The organism is Cronobacter universalis NCTC 9529 (assembly GCF_001277175.1).
Classification (GTDB): Bacteria; Pseudomonadota; Gammaproteobacteria; order Enterobacterales; family Enterobacteriaceae; genus Cronobacter; species Cronobacter universalis.
This window is the reverse complement of sequence record NZ_CP012257.1, coordinates 3687691-3709992: the sequence shown is the minus strand read 5'-3', so window position 1 is coordinate 3709992 and position 22302 is coordinate 3687691. Positions and strand designations below refer to the sequence as shown.

Sequence of the window (22302 nt, the reverse complement as noted above, 5' to 3'; positions counted from 1 at the left end):
CCCGCTGCGGCGGGGAATTGTTTTCCCGTAAGCGAAATAGCGCGATTTTATTTTGATAATAGGCGGATTGCGGGTATTTTTGTGATGCATTTCGCGAAGTGAAAGTGATTTGCCACCCATTTTAAACATAAAATTAACATTATATTTAAATCTTAGTATTCAACCCTCCGATTCTTACCTAATATCGATGATGCTTTCGCCAAGGACATCGTCATTTCAACACGTAAATAGAGGCCAGCAGAGCCTCCACAACACAGACAGGTACAGGAAACGAACATGTCAGAACAGATCAAAGTGGCTGAGGCTGCTGAGGCTCCGGCTGAGCAGTCGCTACGGCGTAATCTTACGAATCGTCATATCCAGTTGATCGCTATCGGCGGCGCTATCGGCACCGGGTTGTTTATGGGGTCCGGAAAAACCATCAGCCTCGCCGGCCCGTCGATTATTTTCGTCTATATGATCATCGGCTTTATGCTGTTTTTCGTCATGCGGGCGATGGGCGAACTGCTGCTCTCTAATCTTGAATATAAATCCTTCAGCGATTTCGCCGCGGATTTACTCGGTCCCTGGGCAGGGTATTTCACCGGCTGGACGTACTGGTTCTGCTGGGTCGTCACCGGCATGGCCGACGTGGTGGCCATTACCGCCTATGCGCAGTTCTGGTTCCCTGGTCTTTCGGACTGGGTCGCGTCCCTGGCAGTCGTCGTGCTGCTGCTCTCCCTTAACCTCGCCACCGTGAAGATGTTTGGCGAAATGGAGTTCTGGTTCGCGATGATCAAAATCGTCGCCATCGTCGGGCTTATCGTGGTCGGATTGGTGATGGTGCTGATGCACTTTAAATCGCCGACCGGCGTTGAAGCGTCCTTTACGCACCTGTGGAATGAGGGCGGTTGGTTCCCGAAAGGGCTGAGCGGGTTCTTCGCAGGCTTCCAGATTGCGGTCTTCGCGTTTGTGGGTATTGAGCTGGTGGGCACCACCGCCGCCGAAACCAAAGATCCGGAAAAATCGCTGCCGCGCGCGATCAACTCAATTCCGGTTCGCATCATCATGTTCTACGTCTTCGCGCTGATTATTATTATGTCCGTGACGCCGTGGAGTTCCGTCGTGCCGACCAAGAGCCCGTTCGTCGAGCTGTTTGTGCTGGTGGGGCTGCCGGCGGCGGCGAGCCTGATTAACTTCGTGGTGCTGACTTCTGCGGCCTCTTCGGCTAACAGCGGCGTCTTCTCCACCAGCCGTATGCTCTACGGTCTGGCGCAGGACGGCGTGGCGCCGAAAGCGTTCGCCAAACTCTCTAAACGCGCCGTACCGGCGAAAGGGCTGACCTTCTCCTGCATCTGCCTGCTGGGCGGTGTGGTGATGCTCTATATCAACCCGAACGTTATCACCGCGTTTACGATGATCACCACCGTGTCGGCGATCCTGTTTATGTTCGTCTGGACCATCATCCTGTGCTCTTACCTGGTGTACCGTAAGCAGCGCCCGCAGCTGCATGAGAAATCGATCTACAAAATGCCGCTCGGTAAGCTGATGTGCTGGGTCTGCATGGCGTTCTTCGTGTTTGTTATCGCACTGCTTACGCTGGAAGACGATACCCGCCAGGCGCTGATGGTGACGCCGCTGTGGTTTGTGGTGCTGGGCGTGTGCTGGTTGTTTATCGGCAAGAAACGTCTGGCGAACTTTCGCCGCTAAGCCATAAAAAAGGGCCCACGTATCGGGCCCAAAAGGTCAGGTTACCGGGGCGCTCGACAGGGCGCCTTTTATTTTTCGCCTGCGAGGGCACGCGGGAAAAGGGTGTTGTTCTCAAGGCTGATGTGATTCATCAGATCGTCAATCAGCTCATTAATGCCGTTATATAGCGCGCGCCAGGTCGTGCAGGCCTCCGGCGGCGGCGTCACGTTATTCGTGGTGTGCTTGATCACTTCCAGCAGTTCTCCCGCCTCGTCATGCTCGCTCTCCATTACGCTAACCGGCCCCGCCGCCTGGCTGCCCATGCCCTGTTTAATCATCGGGAACAGTACGCGCTCTTCTTTCATCATATGGCTCGTCAGCTCTTCATGCAGCAGGCTCAGATACTTCGTGAGCCCTTTCGGCACGCCCGGTTTATCGGCGTGGACGCGCTCTACTTTGGTGGCCTGCAAAATCAGCTCCGGCAGCTGTTCGCGATGGCGGTCGTGGTAGCGCACGATGATGTGATCGATGATTTCAACAAGCGGCGCGGCTTGCCAGTCCTTCTCCAGCGGTGTTTCAGCCAATGCCGCCAGTTCGCTTTCAATTATTTCCAGATCGAGCGCCTGGCGCGTCGCGGCGCGCAGCAGCGTCTGTTTGCCGCCGCAGCAGAAATCCAGGTTGTATTTACGGAACAGCGCGGAGGCGCGCGGGATGGTTAACGCCAGTTCGCCAAGGGGTTGGTCACGGAAGGCCATAGCAGTACCTCACTCAGGATTTATTAAGATGTATATTAAATACATCTTTAAGTCGGGGCTATAACCCTTTAGAGGTGGGGGATTAAAATGTGAGGTGCGTCACAAAAATATTTTTATGCCTAACCGGCTGATCGCTATCAGGAAATAACTGGAAACCGCGCTCTTCGCCGCTTCGGTGATTAAATAACCCGAATGACCTGCCGATAGATACACCCTGGATTACACCTGCAAAAAGGTCTTTCATGTTTAAACGTATAAAAGTCATAACCCTTTTAATTACCGTATTAATCGTTCTGGGCGCGATGCAGCTTATCGCGGCAGGCGTGTTCATTAGCGCGCTCAATAACGACAAAGACAACTTTAACGTCTCGCAAATCTCCAGCCAGAACGTCGCGGAATTTACCGACGCCTGGATTAGCCTCAACCAGACGCGCGTTACGCTTAACCGCGGCATGCTGCGTCTGCAAGGCAACATGGCGAACCAGATCAACGGCGGCCAGCTTAATCAACTGGTCGAGACCGCTAACAAACTGCTGGCGGATTCAAAGAGCCACTACGATACGTACTTTAAACTGCCGGAAACGCCGGGCATGGACGAGCGTCTGGTTGACCGTCTCGAAGAGCAGTACCGCGTCTACTCCTCGACGCTGGCGCAAATGAATAAATTCCTGGCCGAAGGCAATCTGGAAGGGATGTTCAAGCAGAACGCCGAGCAGAAGCAAAACGACATGCAGGAAGTCTATCGCGAATGGCGCGCCGAGCAGGCGAAGCTTGCCAGCAAAGGTGTGAAGGACAACGAAAGCGACTACCAGCGCATTCTGTGGATCCTCTCCGCGATTATGGTGATGGTGCTCGCTGTCATTATCATCAGCTGGGTGGCGATGCGCCGTGTGCTGCTGTTGCCGCTGCATGACGTGATGGGCCATATCCGCGCGATTGCCGCAGGCGATTTGACGCAGCCTATCGATGCGCAGGGCCATAACGAAATGGCGCTGCTGGCGCGCAACGTCCACGAGATGCAGCAGGCGCTGGCCCGTACGGTCAGTACCGTGCGCGACAGCACCGATACCATCTTTACCGGCGCGAGCGAAATCTCCGCCGGCAGCAACGATCTCTCCTCGCGCACCGAGCAGCAGGCCGCGTCGCTGGAAGAGACCGCCGCCAGCATGGAGCAACTGACCGCGACGGTGAAGCAGAACGCCGATAACGCCCGTCAGGCGACGCAACTGGCGCGTACCGCGTCGGAAACCGCGCTGAAAGGCGGGGACGTGGTGGATGGCGTCGTTCGCACCATGGACGAAATCGCCGCCAGCTCTAACCAGATTGCGCAGATAACTAACGTCATCGACGGCATCGCGTTCCAGACCAACATCCTCGCGCTCAACGCGGCGGTGGAAGCGGCGCGCGCGGGCGAGCAGGGCCGTGGTTTTGCGGTCGTCGCGGGTGAAGTCCGCACGCTGGCAAGCCGCAGCGCCCAGGCCGCGAAAGAGATCAAAGCGCTTATCGAAAACTCCGGCAACCGCGTCGATGCGGGTTCGCATCTGGTGCGCGAAGCGGGCGAAACCATGAAAGAAGTGGTCGGCGCGGTGACGCGCGTAACCGATATCATGGGTGAAATCGCCTCGGCGTCCGACGAGCAGAGCCGCGGTATCGATCAGGTGGGCCTGGCGGTCTCCGAGATGGATAAAGTGACGCAGCAGAACGCCGCGCTGGTGGAAGAATCCGCCGCCGCAGCAGCAGCCCTTGAAGATCAGGCGGGCAAGCTCAATGAGGCGGTCGCGGTGTTTAAACTCAACCGCGCCCAGACCCGCGCGGCGAGCGTGGCGCCGCAGACGTCATCCTTCAGCGCGCCGGCGCCGTCGGCGAGCCTGAAAGCCGCGCCGGCAGGCGGCAGCGACAACTGGGAAACGTTCTGAGCCCTAAGGCCCGTCACTGACGGGCCTTTTTTTATGGCGACTCCTGCGTCACGCGCTCCGCGACCGGCACAATTTTCACCCGCACCGCCATCACCACGCCCACGACCAGCAGCGCGATGCCGGCCAGGGTCAACAGCGGCGGCATACTCTGGCGCAGCAAAAAGGTATAGAGCAAGCCAGCCAGCGTTTCAAAGACAATAAGCGGCCCCAGAATCACCGTCGGCAGGCGCTGGCTTGCGATATTCCAGCACAGCGCGCCAATCCATGAGCAGCAGAGCGCAATGGCGATCATCAGGCCGATAAACACGCCAGGGCGTGGGCCGAAGGGCAGCGCGAAGCCGCTGTTATCCGCAGAGAGCCACGCACACGCGGCGATATAACCCGCCAGCGAGACGGGCAGCGTCACCAGCCCCTGCGCGGTTGCCCACATCATCGGGTGCTTGTCGGGGTTTTCCCGCAGCCAGCGGGCGTTACGCAGCGCATACCACGCCCAGCAGACAACCGACACGCTTGCGAGCGCGATGCCACCCGCGTAACGGCCCGGCGTAAAGCCCGGCAGACCGTGGCGCAGCTCGGCGAAATTGACGCAGACCAGCCCGCAGAAAATCGCCGCCAGCGCCGGACAGAGCCGCCGCCAGGGCAGCCTGCCGTCGCGACGGCTATAGAGCAGATTGGCGAAGACCGGAATGACCACCGGCAGCGTGCCGATGATCATCGTGGAAACGGGCGCGCCGGTGCGCTGAATGGCGCTCGCAAGGCACACGTAATAGATAAGATTGCCCATCATGGTCAACGCCAGCGCGGTCAGCCAGTCGCGCGCGGTAAGCTGTTTTAACCGCCCGCGCCCGGCCCACGCCAGCGGCAGCGCCAGCAGGCCCAGCGCCAGATAGCGCCCCATCGACTGCAATACCGCCGGGTATTCCGGCACCAGTAAGGGGCCGACGAAAATCAGCCCCCACATTAACCCCGCCAGCAGGGCATACAACACACCCGTTAACATCATCACCACCCACGTCGCTGTTTAGCGCATGAGTGTAGCGGCGGGCGAAAGCGGGCGTCTTGTACCAGCTTGCTGCGCATCAGCTCAGATCGTGCAGATCTTTGCCGTTGGGCGGCCCGAGGCGAAAATCGGAAAAGACGATCTCAAGCCCGGCGCGCGACGGCGAACAGCACATCGCGCCGAGGAAATAGCGTTCGGCATCCGGGAACGGGCACAGGCGCAGCAGCGGCCAGGTGTCGCCGTCGGTGGAGTATTGCAGGCGCAGGCTCTGGTTCTGGCGCGTCAGGCGCAGCCAGAAGTGCTTTTGCGCGGCGGGGAAAATACCGGTCGCCCAGTCGGAGCGCTCAAGCGTCAGCACGCTGCCTATCATCGGCTGCGCGTCGTTATATTCAATGCCCGCTTTCAGCCAGTGTTGCTCGTCCGCCATCAGGAACAGCCCCGCCTGGTCATACAGCGTGGTGAAATCGCCCTCGACGCGCACCTGGAAGGTAAACTCACCGGCAACCTCCGTACCGAACACATGCCCGGAATGGCGCTGAAAGCCATACCAGGTGGTTTGCCAGAAATCGGTTTGCGCATCGGTGGTGACATGCAGCGCGTCACTTTCATGCCGCCAGCGTGCGGGTTCATTCAGCCAGCGCCAGTCCGCCAGATTTTCCATCACTCTTCTCCCTTGCAAATGTGTCTGAATTATAGCCGGGCTGAAGATCTAGCGAGCCACCTGTTTCTGGTAGCGTACGGGCGTAATGCCGTAGCGGCGGGTGAACGCGCGGGTGAGGTGCGGCTGATCGGCGAGGCCCACGGCGGCGGCGACTTCGGCGGCGGGCAGACCGGCGGCGAGAAACTGTTTGGCGCGCCACAGCCGCACCGCCATCAGCATCTGGTGCGGCGTTACGTCATAGCGGGCTTTAAACTGGCGCTGGAAATGATAAGGGCTTAACGCTGCTTCGGCGGCAATGTCATCGAGCGTCAGCGGCAGCATGTAATTTTCGTAGAGAAAATCGCGCACCCGGTCGAAGCGGTGCGCGCCTTCGGCGGCCTGCGGCGCGTGGCGCGCGTACGGGCGGAACGTGTCGATAAGATCGAGCAACAGCCCCTGCTGTGTGAGCGTATCCGGCGCCGACCAGAGCGCGGCGATAAGCTGGCCGGTCTGGCGGGCGCGTAGCGGATCGTGCCGCTCCACTTCGGCAAACCACCAGTGACGCTCGCCGGTGAGCTGCGCCAGCGTCTCGGGCTCCAGATAGATCATCCGGTAGCGCCAGCCCTGCCGGGTCGCCGCTTCGCCGGTGTGCAACTCATCGGGGTTCATGGTGACCAGCGAATTGACCGCCGCCACATGCTGCGCGCCGCGGTAGCGAAAGCGCTCGGCGCCGAGTTCAATCGCGCCGATGCCAAAGGCTTCGTGGGTGTGCGGCTCAAAAGCGTAATGCGCGATATGGGCGTGATAAAGCTCCACGCCCGGCAGGGCAGGCAGTTGCCGGAAACGGGCGCTGTCGCGTTCGTCGGTGAACTGATCGGGTACGCCGTGCACGGGAGCTCTCCACAAAGGGGTGAGCCGCCATTATAAGAACAACGGTGGCCTTCGCCACCGTAATTAACAATTAATTAACCTGACGGTTATTCGATGCGGGAGAGGTCGGCGTCGTTACAGCCGGAGTTACGGCACTCGCGCTCGATGCTTTTCAGCAGCGCAATGCGGGCGGCCATTTTCTCATTCGCGCAGCCGAGCAGCAGCGTGGAGCCTTCCGCGCACTCGTGATCGCGCACTTTCAGCCAGGATATCTGCGCGTTTTTCACGACCTGTTTTTGCGCCGGCGAGAGCACTGACATGGTGTTTTTATATTGCTGGTTGAGGTCGCGGTCGCCCTGAACCATTTCCAGCGCGGCGCAGTAAGTGGTGTCATACGGGCTGCGCGGATTGTCACAGCTCATGGACCACGCGGCGGCGCTGCACAGCAGCAGCGGGAGTGCGAGAAGGTGTGCTTTCATGAGGATCCCTGTTTTCGGTTTATTGTTTTGAGCGCCTGTGGCAGGCGCTCGCATTGTATCCGGCAGGCACAGGGAAAGCAGCCTGCCAGATTTAATATTATGGTTTCAGACTCTCACGCAGGCTCGCTTCAAGCGAGGTGGTCGGGCGGCCGATGAGCGCGCTGAGCTGGCGGCTGTCATCAAACAGGCCGCCTTTGGACGCGCCGATATCGGAATCCGCCAGCAGTTTCGCAAAGCCTTCCGGCAGGCCCGCGCCCGTGAGCGCCGCGGCGAAATCCGCCTCGCTCAAATTCTGATACGCGACCGTTTTGCCGGTCTCTTTACTTAACAGCGCGGTCAGATCGCGAAGCGTCCAGGCGTGGTCGCCCGCCAGCTCATAAACGCGCCCGGCCTGGTTATCGAGCGTCAGCACTTTCGCGGCGGCTTCGGCGTAATCCTGACGGCTGGCGGAGGCGATTTTCCCGTCGCCGGCGCTGCCGATAAACACGCCGTGCTCAAGCGCGGGCGGCACGCTCGCCAGATAGTTTTCGGTGTACCAGCCGTTACGCAGCAGGACGTAAGGAATACCGGCATCCGCGAGCATCTGTTCGGTAGCGACGTGTTCGTCGGCAAGCCCCAGCGGCGAGCGGTCGGCATGCAGCAGGCTGGTGTAGGCGATGAGTTTCACGCCTGCGGTTTTCGCGGCGTCGATAACGTTGCGGTGCTGCGGCGCGCGCTGGCCTACTTCGCTTGAAGAGATGAGCAGCAGTTTTTCCACGCCCGCGAGTGCCGCGGTAAGCGCCGCCACGTCGTTGTAATCGGCCGCGCGGACCTGGACGCCTTTGGCGCTGAGCGCCGCGGCTTTCGCCGGGTTACGAACAATGGCGACAATCTCCTGCGCCGCGACGGTGTTCAGCAGAGTATCAATCACGCGCTGGCCAAGCTGGCCGGTGGCTCCGGTAATCGCAATCATGGTCTTTTCCTTTGTATCGGTTGGGTGTTGTGGCACACTATCACTCAAACTAACTTTTAGTAAGTACGTACAAAAAGGTAAGTATGAAATGACCCGTTCTACCCTGAGTGAGCAGTTACGCGACGGCAATCTGTTTGCCGAAGAGTGTCCGTCACGCGATGTACTGAAGCATGTGACCAGCCGCTGGGGCGTGCTGATCCTGGTGGCGCTGCGCGACGGCACGCACCGCTTCAGCGATTTGCGCCGGAAAATGGGCGGCGTGAGCGAGAAGATGCTGGCGCAGTCGTTACAGGCGCTGGAGCAGGACGGTTTTGTCGATCGCGTCTCGTATCCGGTGGTGCCGCCGCATGTGGAATACAGCCTGACGCCGCTTGGCGTGGAGGTGAGCGAGAAGGTGACCGCGCTTGCCGACTGGATTGAAGTCAATCTGCCGCAGGTGCTGGCGAACCGTGGAGAGCGTGCGGCGTAGGGGCGGCCTTTGATGCGGCTAAGTGCCGGGTGCGGCTGCGCCTTACCCGGCCTGGGAGGTGAATAGTTTGCCTGGGCGCCGTTATTTCGACAGATCCAGCTGATACACCGCAAAACCGATATCGTCTTTGCCAGCGCTGGTCATCGGATATTGCGCTTTCTCTTTGATAAACGCCGCCGCTTTGTCGGAAGGCGAGGTTTCAAAGCGGATATCGAGTTTGTGGTTGCCCGCAATCGGCGCGAGACGCCAGTTGTTATCCGCCGCCGGGTGAATTTCCCCCGCGCGTTTGGTTTCGGCGCCAATCCACGCCGCCAGCACCGCGCGGTTCTCGTCCGGCGAGGCGAACGCGATATGGCTGTCGCCGGTGCCGGCGAACTTGCCGCCATAAGCGCGATAGTTATTGGTGGCGACCAGGAACGTCGCGTTCGGATCGATAGGCTTGCCGTTAAACGTCAGGTTTTTGATGCGCTCCGCTTTCGGGTTGATCATCTGACATTCACCGTCATAGCGGGCGGGCTGCGTCACGTCTATCTGGTAATTTACGCCGTCTATAACGTCGAAATTATAGGTGCGAAAACCGTCCCAGTTCAGCAGCGACTGCGGCTTCGTGCTGTTGACGTCAATCTGGTTAAACTGTCCGGCGGAGCACTCCAGCCACGCTTTTACTTCCGCGCCCGTTGCCTTCACCACTACCAGCGTGTTGGGGTAAAGGTAAAGATCGGCGGCGTTACGCAGCGTCAGCTGGCCTTTTTCCACCTCCACGAAGCTTGCCGGATCGTTTTTACGCCCGCCCACTTTAAACGGCGCGGCGGCGGAGAGCACCGGCAACTGCGCCAGATCCGGATCGCCCTGAATAAAGTGTTCGACATAAGCTTTCTGGGCGTTGTTCACCACCTGCACGGTCGGATCGTCCTGCACCAGCGCCAGGTAGCTGTACATCGGATCGGCGGATTTACCGACCGGCTGGCTGACAAATTCGCGCGTGGCGTCATGATCCGCTTTCAGCACCTTCACCAGCGCCGGATCTTCGGCGGCGAGCGATTTTTTCGCCTGGACGTCGTAGATCGGGCGGGCTTCGGCTTTGCTGTGCGTCACTTGCCATTTGCCGCTGTCGTTATTCAGCACCAGATCGACGATCCCCAGATGATCGCCCCACATGCCCGGCATCACCGCCGGCACGCCGTTCAGCGTACCTTTGGCGAGATCCGCGCCTTTGATGGCGGCGAAATCTTTACCCGGGAAGACTGCGTGCGCATGGCCGAAGAGAATGGCGTCCACGCCCGGCACCTGGCTTAAGTAATAGACTGAGTTTTCCGCCATCGCTTTGTATGGCTCGGCGGAGAGCCCGGAGTGCGCGACCACGACCACCAGATCGGCGCCTTCCGCGCGCATTTGCGGCACATATTTGCGGGCGGTTTCGGTAATATCGCTAACGGTGACTTTGCCGCTGAGATTCGCTTTATCCCAGGTCATGATCTGCGGCGGCACAAACCCGATGTAGCCAATTTTGAGCGTATGGGGCTTGCCGTCTTTATCTTTTACTTCGGTTTCTTTAATCAGGTACGGCGTAAAGAGCGGCTTTTGGGTTTTGGCGTCGATGATGTTCGCGTTGACGTAGGGGAATTTCGCGCCTGAAAGCGCCTTATGCAGGTAATCGAGGCCGTAATTGAATTCGTGGTTGCCGAGGTTGCCGACGGCGTAGTCCAGCGTGTTCAGCGCTTTGTAGACCGGATGCACGTCGCCGTTTTTCAGGCCTTTCGCGGCCATATAATCGCCCAGCGGGCTGCCCTGGATAAGATCGCCGTTATCCACCAGCACGCTGTTGGCGGCCTCCTGACGCGCGGCTTTGATTAAGCTTGCGGTCCGCACCAGACCGAATTTTTCGGTGGGCGCGTCTTTGTAATAGTCAAAGTCCATCATGTTACTGTGCAGGTCGGTGGTTTCCAGAATGCGCAGGTCCACCGTGGCGGCGTTCACGCTGGCGGCGACCAGCGTGGCTATCATCGTTGCACTAAACTTAATCATCAGGCAGGTCCTTTTTCAGATCGAAGCCACAAAAGTTTATGTATCTATCGTTTGTTGCTTACAAAAATGTGAATCCTGCCAGAAAAAAGGGCAGGGAAACCGGAATCGCTTCACAGATAGCGGAACAAGACGCAATGCGATATAAAAATCATATCGATAAAACAAGGTGTTAAATCCGCAGCCGCGACGGACTGCGAAACGAGAAAGAGGTGGATGACAATGTTAGAACAGATTTGCCAACTGGCGCGCGAAGCCGGCAGCGCCATCATGGAAGTCTACGAGGGTCACAAGCCGCTGGAAGCCACCCAAAAGGTTGACGATTCGCCGGTGACGGCGGCGGATATCGCAGCGCACGCGGTGATTGTCGCCGGGCTGAAAGCGCTGACGCCGCAGGTGCCGGTGCTCTCCGAAGAAGATCCGCCAGGCTGGGACGTGCGCCAGCACTGGCAGCGCTACTGGCTGGTGGACCCGCTCGACGGCACCAAAGAGTTTCTCAAGCGCAACGGCGAATTCACCGTCAATATCGCGCTGATTGAAGACGGCAAACCGGTGCTCGGCGTGGTCTACGCGCCGGTGCTGAATGTGATGTACAGCGCGGCGGAAGGCAAGGCGTGGAAAGAAGAGTGCGGCGTGCGCAAGCAGATCCAGGTGCGTGACGCGCGTCCGCCGCGCGTGGTGATAAGCCGCTCGCACGGCGATAACGCCGAATTGCAGGATTATCTGCAACAGCTTGGGGAACACCAGACCACGTCGGTGGGTTCCTCGCTGAAATTCTGCCTGGTGGCGGAAGGCGAGGCGCAGCTTTATCCGCGATTCGGGCCGACGAATATCTGGGATACGGCGGCAGGTCACGCCGTGGCGGTCGCCGCCGGGGCGCAGGTTCACGACTGGCAGGGCAAAACGCTGGATTACACGCCGCGTGAGTCGTTCCTGAACCCCAGCTTCCGGGTCACTATTTACTGAGTAACTGTTGCAGCAGGTTCATGACCTGCTGCACTTCTTCCTGCGTCAGGCCGCCATCTTTCGCGTACCGCACGCGCCCGTCTTTATCCAGCACCACAATCGCCGAGCTTCCCGGCTCAAGCTGCCAGGCTTTCTGGGCCACGCCGTTACTGTCGACGATAAACTGCGACCACGGATACTGCTGTTTATTGCTCTCAATGCTGTGGCGAACAAACATGCCGGTGCCGGGAATGGCGTCGTCGCTGTTCACCACCGTCGTGGTCTGATAACGATCGTGCGGGAATTTCGCGGCTTTGATGGCCTCAATCAGCCCCGCGTTTTTCTCTTTCGCCGAGGTTCGTCCGGCAATATGTTGCAGCACTCGCACTTTTCCAGGCAACTGCGCGCTGTTCCAGTTTTTGTAGCTAAACTGATCTTTATCCAGCATCAGTTCGCCTTTGTCGTTAATGCCGACAGGCGGCACCCGTTCGTTCTCTTTGAAATTATGTGCCGAGGCCATTAGCGGCAGCAGCAGGCAGCTCAGCGCCAGCATTCCGCGCAGGGTCATAGGGGGCTCCTTCTTCGATTTTGCAGGTGATCGGACCACTTGGGCCCATTGCTTTTTAGCTTAATTGTTAATTTTCTGTTTTCACGCAACCAGAGTGCCAGTTTGCGGGCGAACGCACAGAACCCGTGAAAAAAAAGCGGCATTCTTCTGCGCTCCGTAGAGTTTTGAAAAGAATATTCTGAAAGAATGTAATAAAAGCGTAAATAAAGTCAGGCAGAGTGGGTGCTCCCGAACTTCTGGTCTATAGTCATCTGGCAACAAATTTTGCGCCTTAATCATGATGGTCCAAATGTGGCACCACGAGGGCGTAATTCAGCAGGAGAGAACAATGAAAATTTTCCAACGTTACAACCCGCTTCAGGTGGCGAAGTACGTGAAGATCCTGTTTCGTGGACGGTTGTATATCAAGGATGTTGGCGCTTTCGAGTTCGATAAAGGCAAAATCCTCGTCCCGAAAGTGAAGGACAAACAGCACTACTCCGTCATGTCCGAAGTCAACCGTCAGGTTATGCGCCTCCAGACCGAGATGGCGTAACGACAGCGTTGTGCGTATGCAGTAAGACAAACGGCCCCGATGGGGCCGTTAGTGTTTTGAGGCTCAGGCGGCGTTTTGCTCGTCTGGCAGTTTAGGCGTCAGCACACCCGGCTTGTTGTCGATGCGCGTCACCAGCAGCTGGTCGATGCGGTAGTTATCGATATCCACCACTTCAAACTTATACCCGGAGAACTTCACCGCGTCGGTGCGTTTCGGGATCTTGCGCAGCATAAACATCATAAAGCCGCCGATGGTTTCGTAGTTGCCGGACTGCGGGAACTCGTCGATATCCAGCACGCGCATGACGTCGTCAATCGGCGTGCCGCCGTCAATCAGCCAGGAGTTCTCGTCGCGCGCGACGATCTGCTCTTCCAGCCCCTGGCCGACCAGATCGCCCATCAGCGTGGTCATCACGTCGTTCAGCGTGATAAGCCCCACCACCAGCGCATACTCGTTCATGATAACCGCGAAATCTTCACCGGCCGTTTTGAAGCTTTCCAGCGCTTCGGAGAGCGTCAGCGTATCCGGCACGATCAGCGTGTTACGGATCTGCACGCCGCTGGTCAGCGCCAGGCTCTGGTTGGCCAGCACGCGGTTCAGCAGGTCTTTGGAATCGACATAGCCGATGATGTGGTCGATATCCTGATTACATACCAGGAACTTGGAGTGCGGATGCTCCGCCACCTTGTTCTTCAGGCTCTGCTCATCTTCGTGCAGATCGAACCAGACGATGTTTTCGCGTGAGGTCATGGAGGACGGCACGGTGCGCGACTCCAGCTCAAACACGTTTTCGATAAGCTCGTGCTCCTGTTTGCGCAACACGCCCGCGAGCGCGCCGGCTTCCACCACCGCGTAGATATCGTCGGAGGTGATGTCATCTTTACGCACCATCGGCAGCTTGAAGATGCGGAAAATCACATTCGCCATGCCGTTAAAGAACCACACCAGCGGGCGGAAGATGAACAGACAGAAGCGCATCGGGTTGATGATACGCAAAGCCACGGCTTCAGGCGCAATCATACCGATGCGTTTCGGGGTCAGGTCGGCGAAGAGAATGAACAGGCTGGTGACGAGCGTAAAGGAGAGAATAAAGCTCACCTGCTCGGCGGCCTCAGGGGAGATAAACCGCACCAGCAGCGTATAGAACGCCGGAGAAAACGCCGCATCGCCCACGATACCGCCAAGAATGGCGACGGCGTTCAGGCCAATCTGCACCACGGTAAAGAAGGTGCCGGGGTTTTCCTGCATCTTCAGCACCCGTTGGGCGTTGATGTTGCCGTCATCGGCCAGCAGCTTGAGTTTGATTTTACGGGAGGCGGCAAGCGAGATCTCGGAAAGCGAGAAAAAGGAGCTGACGCCAATGAGACAAAGTATCAGTAAAATACTGTTTAACATATCTTATCCAGCCATCGCCGGATCCTCGGAAGGGAAGTTGATTATTGTGTGAAAACACGGTGAACGCAGGTCTGTAGAGAAGGAGGCCTGCAAATTCAAAGGGTAGTATAGCGTAAGCCCCTGTGGGGCTGCCAGAGGGCTTGCGCAACGGGTAAAGAAAGCGCCCGCCGCGCGGATAAGCGGCGGCGGGACAGGGATCAGGTTTCCGGCGTGGTTTTATAGGCCGAGAGCATCAGCAGCAGATTCTCTTTGGTGCCGGCCGGGTTGAAGGTGTAGTTATTGCCCTGACGATCGCCGCCGATATACCAGGCGATTTCCGTTTTACCTGCGGCCAGCGCGTCCCGCACGGCTTTATCCACATCCACATAGCGATAATCTCTCGCCTGGTTAAGATACAGAATGCCATCGGAGATATAGTTGCAGCCCGGGCGATTATTCCACGTCACGGTATGTTCATCCCACTTCGTGTCGGTCGGATAGAAGAAGATCTGATCGCCCCCCTCGGCGTTTTTTCCGCCGTAAATGCGCACTTCATATTTAAACAGCGCGGCGTCCGCCTCTGAATAGCCTTTGGGGAGCGGCGGAATGGTAAATTTAATCAGCGACATGATTTCGGTATTGGCGGTGCGCCCGCCGTTGCGCCAGTTATCCTGGACCTGCAACACCGTATCGTCGCCAAAGTTACGGCCCGGCTCCGCGCTGCTGACATACGTATCGGCGCTGGCGCGCGTGTAGCTGAACGGGATTTTAACGCCGCAGTCCATATTGTTATTCATGCATTCGTCGGTCATAAACTGCGCCGACTCCACCGACCAGCCGTTCATAAAGTCGCCGTGCGCGGTGTAGATGCTGCCCCATTTTTCGATGCGCGTTTCGCCATCCATCTGCGGGTCCATCGACAGTTCGATTTTCGCCGTATCGAGCGAGGTGATTTGCGGCAGCACCCAGGCGACATTCATATTGACCGTCGGGATCTTCACCGGGAATTCCGCCGGGCACGCGCCCGCGTCGTTGGTGTAGGTGGCGTTCATCCTGCCGCGCGCTGGTTTGAGGTTGACGCCGTCCCAGCAGTTAGGGAACTGGATACCGATATTAAACTGCACCGCGTCGCCTTTCTCGCGCAGCCCGCACACTTCGCCTGCCGTATTGGTATAGCCCTTGCCGTTGCCGCACAAGAATGTGATACGCCGGTTAGGGCCGGTACCGTGGTGATCGCCCGCCAGCAGCTCCAGCCCGAGCGGGAAGGGCGTCAGCGGATATTTATCGACGTTAGTGCTCTGGTAATAGGTTTTCTGGTAGGCGGGCTTCACGATCTGCCCGTCGGGCAATTTCATGGTGGGCGCCCACCAGGCTGAGCCGTCCGCTTTGTTGTCGCAGGTGGTTTCCGGCTGATTTCGCAGCCGGACGTAGTCGGTATAAGCGTCGATATGGGTATTGCCGAAGAAATCATGCAGCATGGCATGGTTCGGCATACCGTACATCATGATGGCGTCGTCGCCTGCGGTATGATGATAAGCACAGACCGCGTGCGCCTGGGGGCCAGCCCAGGCGGAAAAGGCGCTAAGACCGGCGAGAGCCGGGATCAACGAACGTAACAGCGTGGTGAGTTTCATGGCAGTTCTCCGCAACCAGGGTCGGTTGAGGCATACCATGAGGGCGCGGCTTAGCGCCTCTCATCACTTATCACAAATCCTGATAAAACGGTGAATGAGGAATTGTTACGCTTCGGGCGGCAGACAGACCCCGATGCCGCCGATGCCGCAGTAGCCGTACGGATTTTTATGCAGATACTGCTGGTGCTCGTCTTCGGCGTAGTAGAACGGTTTTGCCGGGGCGATTTCAGTGGTGATGTGACGGTAGTCGCCAGCCGCCTCCATCGCCGCGCGGAAACGCTCAAGGCTCGCCTGGGCCGCGGCCTCTTGTTCCGGCGTCAGCGGGTAAATCGCCGAACGGTATTGCGTACCGACGTCGTTGCCCTGACGCATGCCCTGCGCCGGATCGTGGTTTTCCCAGAACACCTGCAACAGCTGTTCGTAGCTGATGACTTTCGGGTCATACACCACGCGTACCGCCTCGGCGTGTCCTGTCTGTCCGCTGCAGACTTCGCGGTAGGTCGGGTTTGGCGTATAGCCGCCGGTGTAACCCGCCGCGGTGCTGTAGACGCCCGGCAGTCGCCAGAAGAGCCGCTCCACGCCCCAGAAGCAGCCCATGGCGAACAGCGCGACCTCCATCCCTTCCGGCACATTGGTCATTGAGTGGCCGGTCACGGTATGTAATGCCGCCACCGGCATACGGGTGTTACGTCCCGGCAGGGCTTCTTCTTCGGTAATCATTTGTTTCTTATCAAAAAAACTCATCGGGCCGACCTCCTGAAAAATGTTGCGCGTGCAAATTCTCGCCTGCGGTTGTCACGAAGCGGCTCTTTGCCCACAATAAACCTTTTAAATGCGACTAAATTAAACATAAGAAATATTTGGGTGATCGTCTTCATTTCAACTCCATTTACCGGAGTTTTGTCAGGCCGCGGAGCGGCGTCAGGTTTCCTCCCAGGGGTGGGAATAAGGGATATTCAGGAGAAAACGTGCCATTAATCCGTAATTTGTGCTGGGCCACGCTGCTGATGGCGGGCGCCTCGACCGCTGCGCCCGTCCGTTTGCAGGTAGAAGGGTTGACCGGCGCGCTGCAAAAAAACGTCCGCGCTCAGCTTTCCACCATCCAGGTAGATGAAGTCACGCCGGACCGCCGCTTTCGCGCGCGCGTCGATGACGCCATCCGCAACGGGCTGAAAGCGCTGGGCTATTACGAACCGACCATCGATTTTGAGCTGCGCGAACCGCCGCCGGGCGGGCGTCGCCAGGTGTTGCTGGCGCGCGTCAATCCCGGCAAGCCGGTGCTTATCGCCGGCACAAACGTGATCCTGCGCGGCGGCGCGCGCGACGATAAAGAGTATCTGGCGCTGCTGAAAAAGCGTCCCGCCATCGGCACTGTGCTGAACCATAACGACTATGACAGCTTCAAAAAAGGGCTGACCAGCCTGGCGCTGCGCCGTGGGTATTTCGACAGCGAATATAAAAAGAGCCAGCTTGGCGTCTCGGTGGAGCGCCGCCAGGCGTTCTGGGATATCGACTACGACAGCGGCACGCGTTACCGCTTTGGCGATGTCACTTTCAGCGGCTCGCAGATCCGCGAAGAGTATCTGCAAAATCTCGTGCCGTTTAAAAAGGGCGATTACTATCAGTCAAGCGACGTGGCGGAGCTGAGCCGCCGGTTGTCCGCTACCGGCTGGTTTAATTCGGTCGTTGTGGCGCCGGAATTTGAAAAATCCCGTAAGACCAAAATATTGCCGCTGCGGGGCGTGGTGTCGCCGCGCATTAAAAATACCGTGGAGGTGGGCGCAGGCTATTCGACTGATGTCGGGCCGCGGCTGAAAGCGAACTGGCGCAAGCCGTGGATCAACTCTTACGGCCACAGTCTCACCACCTCGACCAGTATCTCCGCGCCGGAACAGCAGCTCGATTTCAGCTATAAAATGCCGCTGCTGAAGAACCCGTTGGAGCAATATTATCTGTTGCAGGGCGGCTTTAAGCGCACCGATCTGAACGATACCGAAGCCGACTCCACCACGCTTGCGGTTTCACGCTACTGGGACCTCTCCAGCGGCTGGCAGCGCGCTATTAACCTGCGCTGGAGCCTGGATCACTTTACCCAGGCCAACGTCACCCATACCACGATGCTGCTCTATCCGGGCGTGATGTTAAGCCGCACCCGTTCGCGCGGCGGCCTGATGCCGACCTGGGGCGATTCACAGCGTTATTCCATCGACTACTCTGACTCCGCCTGGGGTTCGGACGTCGATTTCGTGGTGTTGCAGGCGCAAAACGTCTGGATACGCACGCTCTACGACAAGCATCGCTTCGTGGCGCGCGGCAATCTGGGCTGGATTGAAACCAACGACTTTGAGCGCGTGCCGCCGGATCTGCGTTTCTTCGCGGGCGGCGACCGCAGCATTCGCGGCTATAAATACAAATCGATTTCGCCTGAAGACGACGACGGCAAGCTGACCGGCGCCTCGAAACTCGCCACCGGCTCGCTGGAGTATCAGTACAACGTGACCGGCAAATGGTGGGGCGCGGTGTTTGTCGATTCCGGCGAAGCGGTTAACGATATCAAGCGAAGCAATTTCAAAACCGGCGCGGGCGTCGGGGTGCGCTGGCAGTCGCCGGTCGGGCCGATCAAGCTCGATTTCGCGGTGCCGGTCGGCGATAAAGAGGAGCATGGTTTGCAGTTCTACATCGGTCTGGGGCCTGAATTATGAGTCGTATGAAAAAAATCAGCCTCGCTGTCCTTGCCGTTGTCGTGCTGCTTATCGCGACCGTCGGGTTCCTGGTTGGCACCACGACCGGCTTACACCTGATTTTCAACGCCGCTAACCGCTGGGTGCCGGGGCTCGATATCGGGCGCGTCACCGGCGGCTGGCGTGACCTGACGATTAGGTCGCTGCGCTACCAGCAGCCGGGCGTGGATGTTAACGCTGGCGAAATCCATCTTTCCGTGAAGCTCGCCTGCCTGCGCGACAGCAGCCTGTGCGTGAATGATTTCTCGCTGAAAGATGTGAACGTGGTCGTCGACACCAAAAAAATGCCGCCTGCCGCGAAGGTGGAAGAAGAAGAGAGCGGGCCGCTTGACCTCTCCACGCCGTACCCGATTACGCTGAGCCGGGCGGCGCTGCATAACGTCAATATCAAAATCGACGATACGCGGGTGTCGGTGATGGATTTCAGCTCGGGGCTGGCCTGGGAAGACCGCAATCTGACGCTCAAACCGACCTCCTTACAGGGGCTGCTGATCGCGCTGCCCAAGGCGGTGGATGTGGCGCAGGAGGAGGTGATCGAGCCGAAGGTGAATGACCCGCGGCCGGAGGAGAAACCGCTCGGCGAGACGCTGCGCGAGCTGTTCTCTAAGCCTGTGCTGCCGGAGATGGCCGACGTGCATCTGCCGCTGAACCTGACGGTGGAGAATTTTCATGGCGAACAGCTGCGCCTTACCGGCGACACCGATATCACGGTGAGCAATCTGCTGGTCAAAATCAGCAGCGTGGATGGCGTCACGAAGCTCGACACGCTGGATATCGATTCGAATCAGGGGACGGTTAACGCCACCGGCAGCGCGGAGCTGCGCAACAACTGGCCGGTGGATATCACGCTTAACAGCACGCTGAACGTGGAGCCGCTCAAGGGCGAAAAAGTGAAGCTCAAAGTGGGCGGCGCGCTGCGCGACCAGCTGGAATTCGGCGTCAATCTCTCCGGCCCGGTGGATGTGGTGCTGCGCGGGCAGACGAAGCTTGCCGAAGCGGGCCTGCCGCTCAATCTGGAGATGACCAGCGAGCAGCTTTACTGGCCGCTGACCGGTCCGAAACAGTATCAGGCTGACGATCTCAGGCTGAAGCTTTCCGGCAAAATGACCGATTACGCGCTCTCCTTCCGTACCGCCGTGAAAGGCGATCAGCTGCCGCCCGCCACCATTACGCTCGACGGCAAGGGCAACGAGCAGCAGATCAACATCGACAAACTGGACGTCGCGGCGCTGCAGGGCCACACCACGCTGACGGCGCTGCTTGACTGGCAGCAGGCCATCAGCTGGCGCGGCGAACTGGCGCTGAAAGGCATTAACACCGCCAAACAGTACCCGGAGTGGCCGTCGAAGCTCGACGGGCTGATGAAGCTGCGCGGCAGCCTCTATGGCGGCACCTGGCAGCTTGACGTGCCGGAGCTCAAGCTCGCGGGCAACGTTAAGCAGAACAAGGTGAAGGTTGACGGGCAGCTTAAGGGCAACAGCTATCTTCAGTGGACCATTCCCGGCCTGCATCTGGAGCTGGGGCGCAATAAAGCGGATGTGAAGGGCGAGCTGGGCGTTAAAGATCTGGCGCTCGATGCGACGATTGACGCGCCGGCGCTGGATAACGCGCTGCCGGGGCTTGGCGGCACGGCGAAAGGACTGGTGAAAATTCGCGGTAACGTCGAGGCGCCGGAACTCAACGCTGATGTCACCGCGCGCAACCTGCGCTGGCAGGAACTTTCCGTCGCGCAGGTGCGCCTGCTTGGCGATGTGAAATCGACCGATCAGATCGGCGGCTCGCTTGATCTGCGCGTCGAGCGTCTGGCGCAGGGCGATATCAACCTGCGGCTGATTACGCTTGCGGCCAAAGGCAACGAAAAATCGCACCAGATGGCGCTGCGCGTGCAGGGCGAGCCGGTCTCCGGGCAGCTCGATCTGCGCGGCAGTTTCGACCGTCAGGCGATGCGCTGGCGCGGCGAGATTAATAATACGCGCTTCGCCACGCCGGTCGGCCCGTGGGCGCTGAGCCGCGCGCTCACGCTTGATTACCGCGGTCAGGAGCAGAAAATCGCTATCGGCCCGCACTGCTGGCGCAACCCGAACGCCGAGCTGTGCGTCCCGCAAACCATCGATGCGGGCGCCGCCGGGCGTGCGCAGGTGAACCTTAACCGTTTCGATCTCGCCATGATTAAGCCGTTCATGCCGGAAGAGACGCAGGCGAACGGGATCTTTACGGGTAAAGCGGATGTCAGCTGGGATACGACCAAAGAAGGGCTGCCGCAGGGGCAGGTGCAGCTCGCCGGGCGCGGCGTGCGCGTCACCCAACTGGTTAACGGCAATCCGCTGCTGGTGGCGTTCGACACGCTGAACCTGAACGCGGAGCTGCGCAATAACCGCGCGCGGCTCAACTGGCTGATTCGTCTGGCGAATAACGGCCAGTTCGACGGCGATATTCAGGTGGCGGACCCGCAAGAGCGCCGCAACCTTTCCGGGAATATCAATATTCGTAACTTCTCGCTCGCTATCGCCAATCCGGTCTTTTCACGCGGCGAGAAAGCGGCGGGGATTCTGAGCGCGAACCTGCGCCTTGGCGGCGATGCCCGCCAGCCGCAACTGTTTGGCCAGATGCAGCTTAACGGCGTGGATATCGAAGGCAACTTTATGCCGTTCGAGATGCAGCCGAGCCAGCTGGCGATGAACTTCAACGGCATGAGTTCGACGCTGCAGGGCGTGGTGCGCACGAAGCAGGGCGACATCGCGCTTAACGGTAACGCCGACTGGAGCCAGATCGACAACTGGCGCGCCAGAGTGGCGGCGCGCGGCAGCCGCGTGCGGATCACCGTGCCGCCGATGGTGCGGCTGGATGTCTCGCCGGATGTGGTGCTGGAGGCGACGCCGAGCCTGATTACGCTTGATGGCAGCGTCGATGTGCCCTGGGCGCGCATCGTGGTGCACGATCTGCCGGAAAGCGCGGTGGGCGTCTCCAGTGATGAAGTTCTGCTCGATGAAAATCTGAAACCGGAAGAGGAACAGCACGCTTCTATTCCAATTAATAGTAATCTCATCGTTCACGTTGGGAACAACGTGCGGATAGATGCTTTTGGGCTGAAGGCGCGTCTGACCGGCGATCTGAAAGTGGCTCAGGATAAACAGGGCCTGGGTCTGAACGGCCAGATCAATATTCCGCAAGGGCGTTTCCACGCTTACGGCCAGGATCTGCTGGTGCGTAAAGGCGAGCTGCTGTTCTCGGGCCCGCCGGACCGGCCGCTGCTGAATATCGAGGCGATCCGTAACCCGGAGGCCACTGAAAACGACGTGATTGCCGGCGTGCGCGTCACCGGCGAGACCGACGAGCCGAAGGTGGAAGTCTTCTCCGATCCGGCGATGTCGCAGCAGGAGGCGCTCTCGTATCTTCTGCGCGGGCAGGGGCTTGAGAGCGGTCAGAGCGACAGCGACGCCATGACGTCCATGCTAATTGGTCTGGGGGTTGCACAAAGTGGTCAGGTTGTGGGTAAAATCGGCGAGACGTTTGGCGTAAGCAATCTGGCGCTGGACACCGAAGGGGTAGGCGACTCCTCCCAGGTGGTGGTCAGCGGCTATGTACTGCCGGGTCTCCAGGTGAAATACGGCGTGGGCATTTTTGACTCGCTGGCGACGCTCACGCTAAGGTATCGCCTGATGCCTAAGCTATATCTGGAAGCGGTGTCTGGCGTAGATCAGGCACTTGATGTGCTCTATCAGTTTGAGTTTTAG

The 22302-nt window shown here is 58.8% G+C and carries 18 protein-coding genes; 7 read left to right on the top strand and 11 right to left on the bottom strand.

What is annotated here, in order from left to right; all coding sequences use genetic code 11:
- The first annotated feature begins 276 nt into the window (after positions 1-276).
- Positions 277-1689, top strand: a complete 1413-nt coding sequence (gene cycA / locus AFK65_RS17055; protein WP_007702031.1) for a D-serine/D-alanine/glycine transporter — start codon at positions 277-279, stop codon at positions 1687-1689.
- Between the two features lie 68 nt (positions 1690-1757).
- Here the strand turns inward: cycA and ytfE are convergent, their stop codons facing one another.
- Positions 1758-2423: an iron-sulfur cluster repair protein YtfE gene (gene ytfE, locus AFK65_RS17050; protein ID WP_007702028.1), complete on the bottom strand. Its 666-nt coding sequence runs from the start codon at positions 2421-2423 to the stop codon at positions 1758-1760.
- Positions 2424-2665: 242 nt separating this feature from the next.
- Here ytfE and AFK65_RS17045 point away from each other — a divergent pair, with 242 nt between their 5' ends.
- Complete coding sequence (locus AFK65_RS17045; protein WP_038856215.1) at positions 2666-4339, top strand: methyl-accepting chemotaxis protein; 1674 nt, start codon at positions 2666-2668, stop codon at positions 4337-4339.
- Positions 4340-4370: 31 nt separating this feature from the next.
- Here AFK65_RS17045 and AFK65_RS17040 read toward each other — a convergent pair whose 3' ends face one another.
- The 5 genes from AFK65_RS17040 to AFK65_RS17020 all read right to left on the bottom strand — a co-directional run bounded on the left by AFK65_RS17040 (position 4371) and on the right by AFK65_RS17020 (position 8280).
- Positions 4371-5339, bottom strand: coding sequence for a DMT family transporter (locus AFK65_RS17040; RefSeq protein ID WP_038856217.1), 969 nt, complete (start codon positions 5337-5339; stop codon positions 4371-4373).
- Positions 5340-5418: 79 nt separating this feature from the next.
- Positions 5419-6000, bottom strand: a complete 582-nt coding sequence (locus AFK65_RS17035) for a DUF1349 domain-containing protein (protein WP_007702018.1) — start codon at positions 5998-6000, stop codon at positions 5419-5421.
- A 48-nt stretch (positions 6001-6048) separates the two neighbouring features.
- Positions 6049-6870: an AraC family transcriptional regulator gene (locus AFK65_RS17030; RefSeq protein WP_038856218.1), complete on the bottom strand. Its 822-nt coding sequence runs from the start codon at positions 6868-6870 to the stop codon at positions 6049-6051.
- A gap of 86 nt (positions 6871-6956) precedes the next feature.
- Positions 6957-7328 carry a lysozyme inhibitor LprI family protein gene (locus AFK65_RS17025; RefSeq protein WP_007702014.1) on the bottom strand — a complete coding sequence of 124 codons (372 nt, stop codon included), beginning with the start codon at positions 7326-7328 and terminating at the stop codon, positions 6957-6959.
- Positions 7329-7425: 97 nt separating this feature from the next.
- Entirely contained in the window at positions 7426-8280 is an 855-nt protein-coding gene (locus tag AFK65_RS17020; RefSeq protein WP_007702011.1) for an SDR family oxidoreductase, read from the bottom strand.
- A gap of 88 nt (positions 8281-8368) precedes the next feature.
- On the opposite strand from AFK65_RS17020, the gene AFK65_RS17015 reads away from it, so the two are divergent.
- Complete coding sequence (locus AFK65_RS17015; protein ID WP_007702008.1) at positions 8369-8749, top strand: winged helix-turn-helix transcriptional regulator; 381 nt, start codon at positions 8369-8371, stop codon at positions 8747-8749.
- 81 nt (positions 8750-8830) lie between these two features.
- Here AFK65_RS17015 and AFK65_RS17010 read toward each other — a convergent pair whose 3' ends face one another.
- Complete coding sequence (locus AFK65_RS17010) at positions 8831-10774, bottom strand: bifunctional 2',3'-cyclic-nucleotide 2'-phosphodiesterase/3'-nucleotidase (RefSeq protein ID WP_038856220.1); 1944 nt, start codon at positions 10772-10774, stop codon at positions 8831-8833.
- A 219-nt stretch (positions 10775-10993) separates the two neighbouring features.
- On the opposite strand from AFK65_RS17010, the gene cysQ reads away from it, so the two are divergent.
- Positions 10994-11737: a 3'(2'),5'-bisphosphate nucleotidase CysQ gene (gene cysQ / locus AFK65_RS17005; RefSeq protein WP_007702003.1), complete on the top strand. Its 744-nt coding sequence runs from the start codon at positions 10994-10996 to the stop codon at positions 11735-11737.
- Here the strand turns inward: cysQ and AFK65_RS17000 are convergent.
- Positions 11727-12284: a YtfJ family protein gene (locus AFK65_RS17000; RefSeq protein WP_007702000.1), complete on the bottom strand. Its 558-nt coding sequence runs from the start codon at positions 12282-12284 to the stop codon at positions 11727-11729. The genes cysQ and AFK65_RS17000 overlap by 11 nt on opposite strands.
- 328 nt (positions 12285-12612) lie before the next feature.
- Between AFK65_RS17000 and AFK65_RS16995 the strand changes: the two genes are divergently transcribed.
- The gene (locus tag AFK65_RS16995; protein WP_004387562.1) at positions 12613-12819 is read left to right on the top strand and encodes a DUF1107 domain-containing protein; all 207 of its coding nucleotides are present in this window, start codon (positions 12613-12615) and stop codon (positions 12817-12819) included.
- 63 nt (positions 12820-12882) lie between these two features.
- On the opposite strand, the gene AFK65_RS16990 is transcribed toward AFK65_RS16995, so the two are convergent.
- The 3 genes from AFK65_RS16990 to msrA form a co-directional block, all read right to left on the bottom strand.
- Positions 12883-14214, bottom strand: coding sequence for a hemolysin family protein (locus tag AFK65_RS16990; RefSeq protein WP_023897943.1), 1332 nt, complete (start codon positions 14212-14214; stop codon positions 12883-12885).
- 197 nt (positions 14215-14411) lie between these two features.
- The gene (locus AFK65_RS16985) at positions 14412-15827 is read right to left on the bottom strand and encodes a CBM96 family carbohydrate-binding protein (protein ID WP_038856222.1); all 1416 of its coding nucleotides are present in this window, start codon (positions 15825-15827) and stop codon (positions 14412-14414) included.
- Positions 15828-15932: 105 nt separating this feature from the next.
- The gene (gene msrA, locus AFK65_RS16980; RefSeq protein ID WP_038856223.1) at positions 15933-16571 is read right to left on the bottom strand and encodes a peptide-methionine (S)-S-oxide reductase MsrA; all 639 of its coding nucleotides are present in this window, start codon (positions 16569-16571) and stop codon (positions 15933-15935) included.
- 224 nt (positions 16572-16795) lie between these two features.
- Here msrA and tamA point away from each other — a divergent pair, with 224 nt between their 5' ends.
- Positions 16796-18529: an autotransporter assembly complex protein TamA gene (gene tamA, locus AFK65_RS16975; RefSeq protein WP_007701986.1), complete on the top strand. Its 1734-nt coding sequence runs from the start codon at positions 16796-16798 to the stop codon at positions 18527-18529.
- Complete coding sequence (gene tamB / locus AFK65_RS16970) at positions 18526-22302, top strand: autotransporter assembly complex protein TamB (protein ID WP_038856224.1); 3777 nt, start codon at positions 18526-18528, stop codon at positions 22300-22302. Before tamA ends, tamB begins: the two co-directional genes overlap by 4 nt.

Excerpts from the sequence above, each read along its gene's own strand:
- cycA (WP_007702031.1), top strand. The coding sequence starts at position 277 with ATGTCAGAACAGATCAAAGTGGCTGAGGCTGCTGAGGCTCCGGCTGAG.
- AFK65_RS16990 (WP_023897943.1), bottom strand. The coding sequence starts at position 14,214 with ATGTTAAACAGTATTTTACTGATACTTTGTCTCATTGGCGTCAGCTCC.
- cysQ (WP_007702003.1), top strand. The coding sequence starts at position 10,994 with ATGTTAGAACAGATTTGCCAACTGGCGCGCGAAGCCGGCAGCGCCATC.
- tamB (WP_038856224.1), top strand. The coding sequence starts at position 18,526 with ATGAGTCGTATGAAAAAAATCAGCCTCGCTGTCCTTGCCGTTGTCGTG.
- AFK65_RS17000 (WP_007702000.1), bottom strand. The coding sequence starts at position 12,284 with ATGACCCTGCGCGGAATGCTGGCGCTGAGCTGCCTGCTGCTGCCGCTA.
- AFK65_RS17035 (WP_007702018.1), bottom strand. The coding sequence starts at position 6,000 with ATGGAAAATCTGGCGGACTGGCGCTGGCTGAATGAACCCGCACGCTGG.
- AFK65_RS16985 (WP_038856222.1), bottom strand. The coding sequence starts at position 15,827 with ATGAAACTCACCACGCTGTTACGTTCGTTGATCCCGGCTCTCGCCGGT.
- AFK65_RS17040 (WP_038856217.1), bottom strand. The coding sequence starts at position 5,339 with ATGTTAACGGGTGTGTTGTATGCCCTGCTGGCGGGGTTAATGTGGGGG.
- msrA (WP_038856223.1), bottom strand. The coding sequence starts at position 16,571 with ATGAGTTTTTTTGATAAGAAACAAATGATTACCGAAGAAGAAGCCCTG.
- AFK65_RS17010 (WP_038856220.1), bottom strand. The coding sequence starts at position 10,774 with ATGATTAAGTTTAGTGCAACGATGATAGCCACGCTGGTCGCCGCCAGC.
- AFK65_RS17020 (WP_007702011.1), bottom strand. The coding sequence starts at position 8,280 with ATGATTGCGATTACCGGAGCCACCGGCCAGCTTGGCCAGCGCGTGATT.
- AFK65_RS17045 (WP_038856215.1), top strand. The coding sequence starts at position 2,666 with ATGTTTAAACGTATAAAAGTCATAACCCTTTTAATTACCGTATTAATC.
- AFK65_RS17025 (WP_007702014.1), bottom strand. The coding sequence starts at position 7,328 with ATGAAAGCACACCTTCTCGCACTCCCGCTGCTGCTGTGCAGCGCCGCC.
- AFK65_RS17015 (WP_007702008.1), top strand. The coding sequence starts at position 8,369 with ATGACCCGTTCTACCCTGAGTGAGCAGTTACGCGACGGCAATCTGTTT.
- ytfE (WP_007702028.1), bottom strand. The coding sequence starts at position 2,423 with ATGGCCTTCCGTGACCAACCCCTTGGCGAACTGGCGTTAACCATCCCG.
- AFK65_RS16995 (WP_004387562.1), top strand. The coding sequence starts at position 12,613 with ATGAAAATTTTCCAACGTTACAACCCGCTTCAGGTGGCGAAGTACGTG.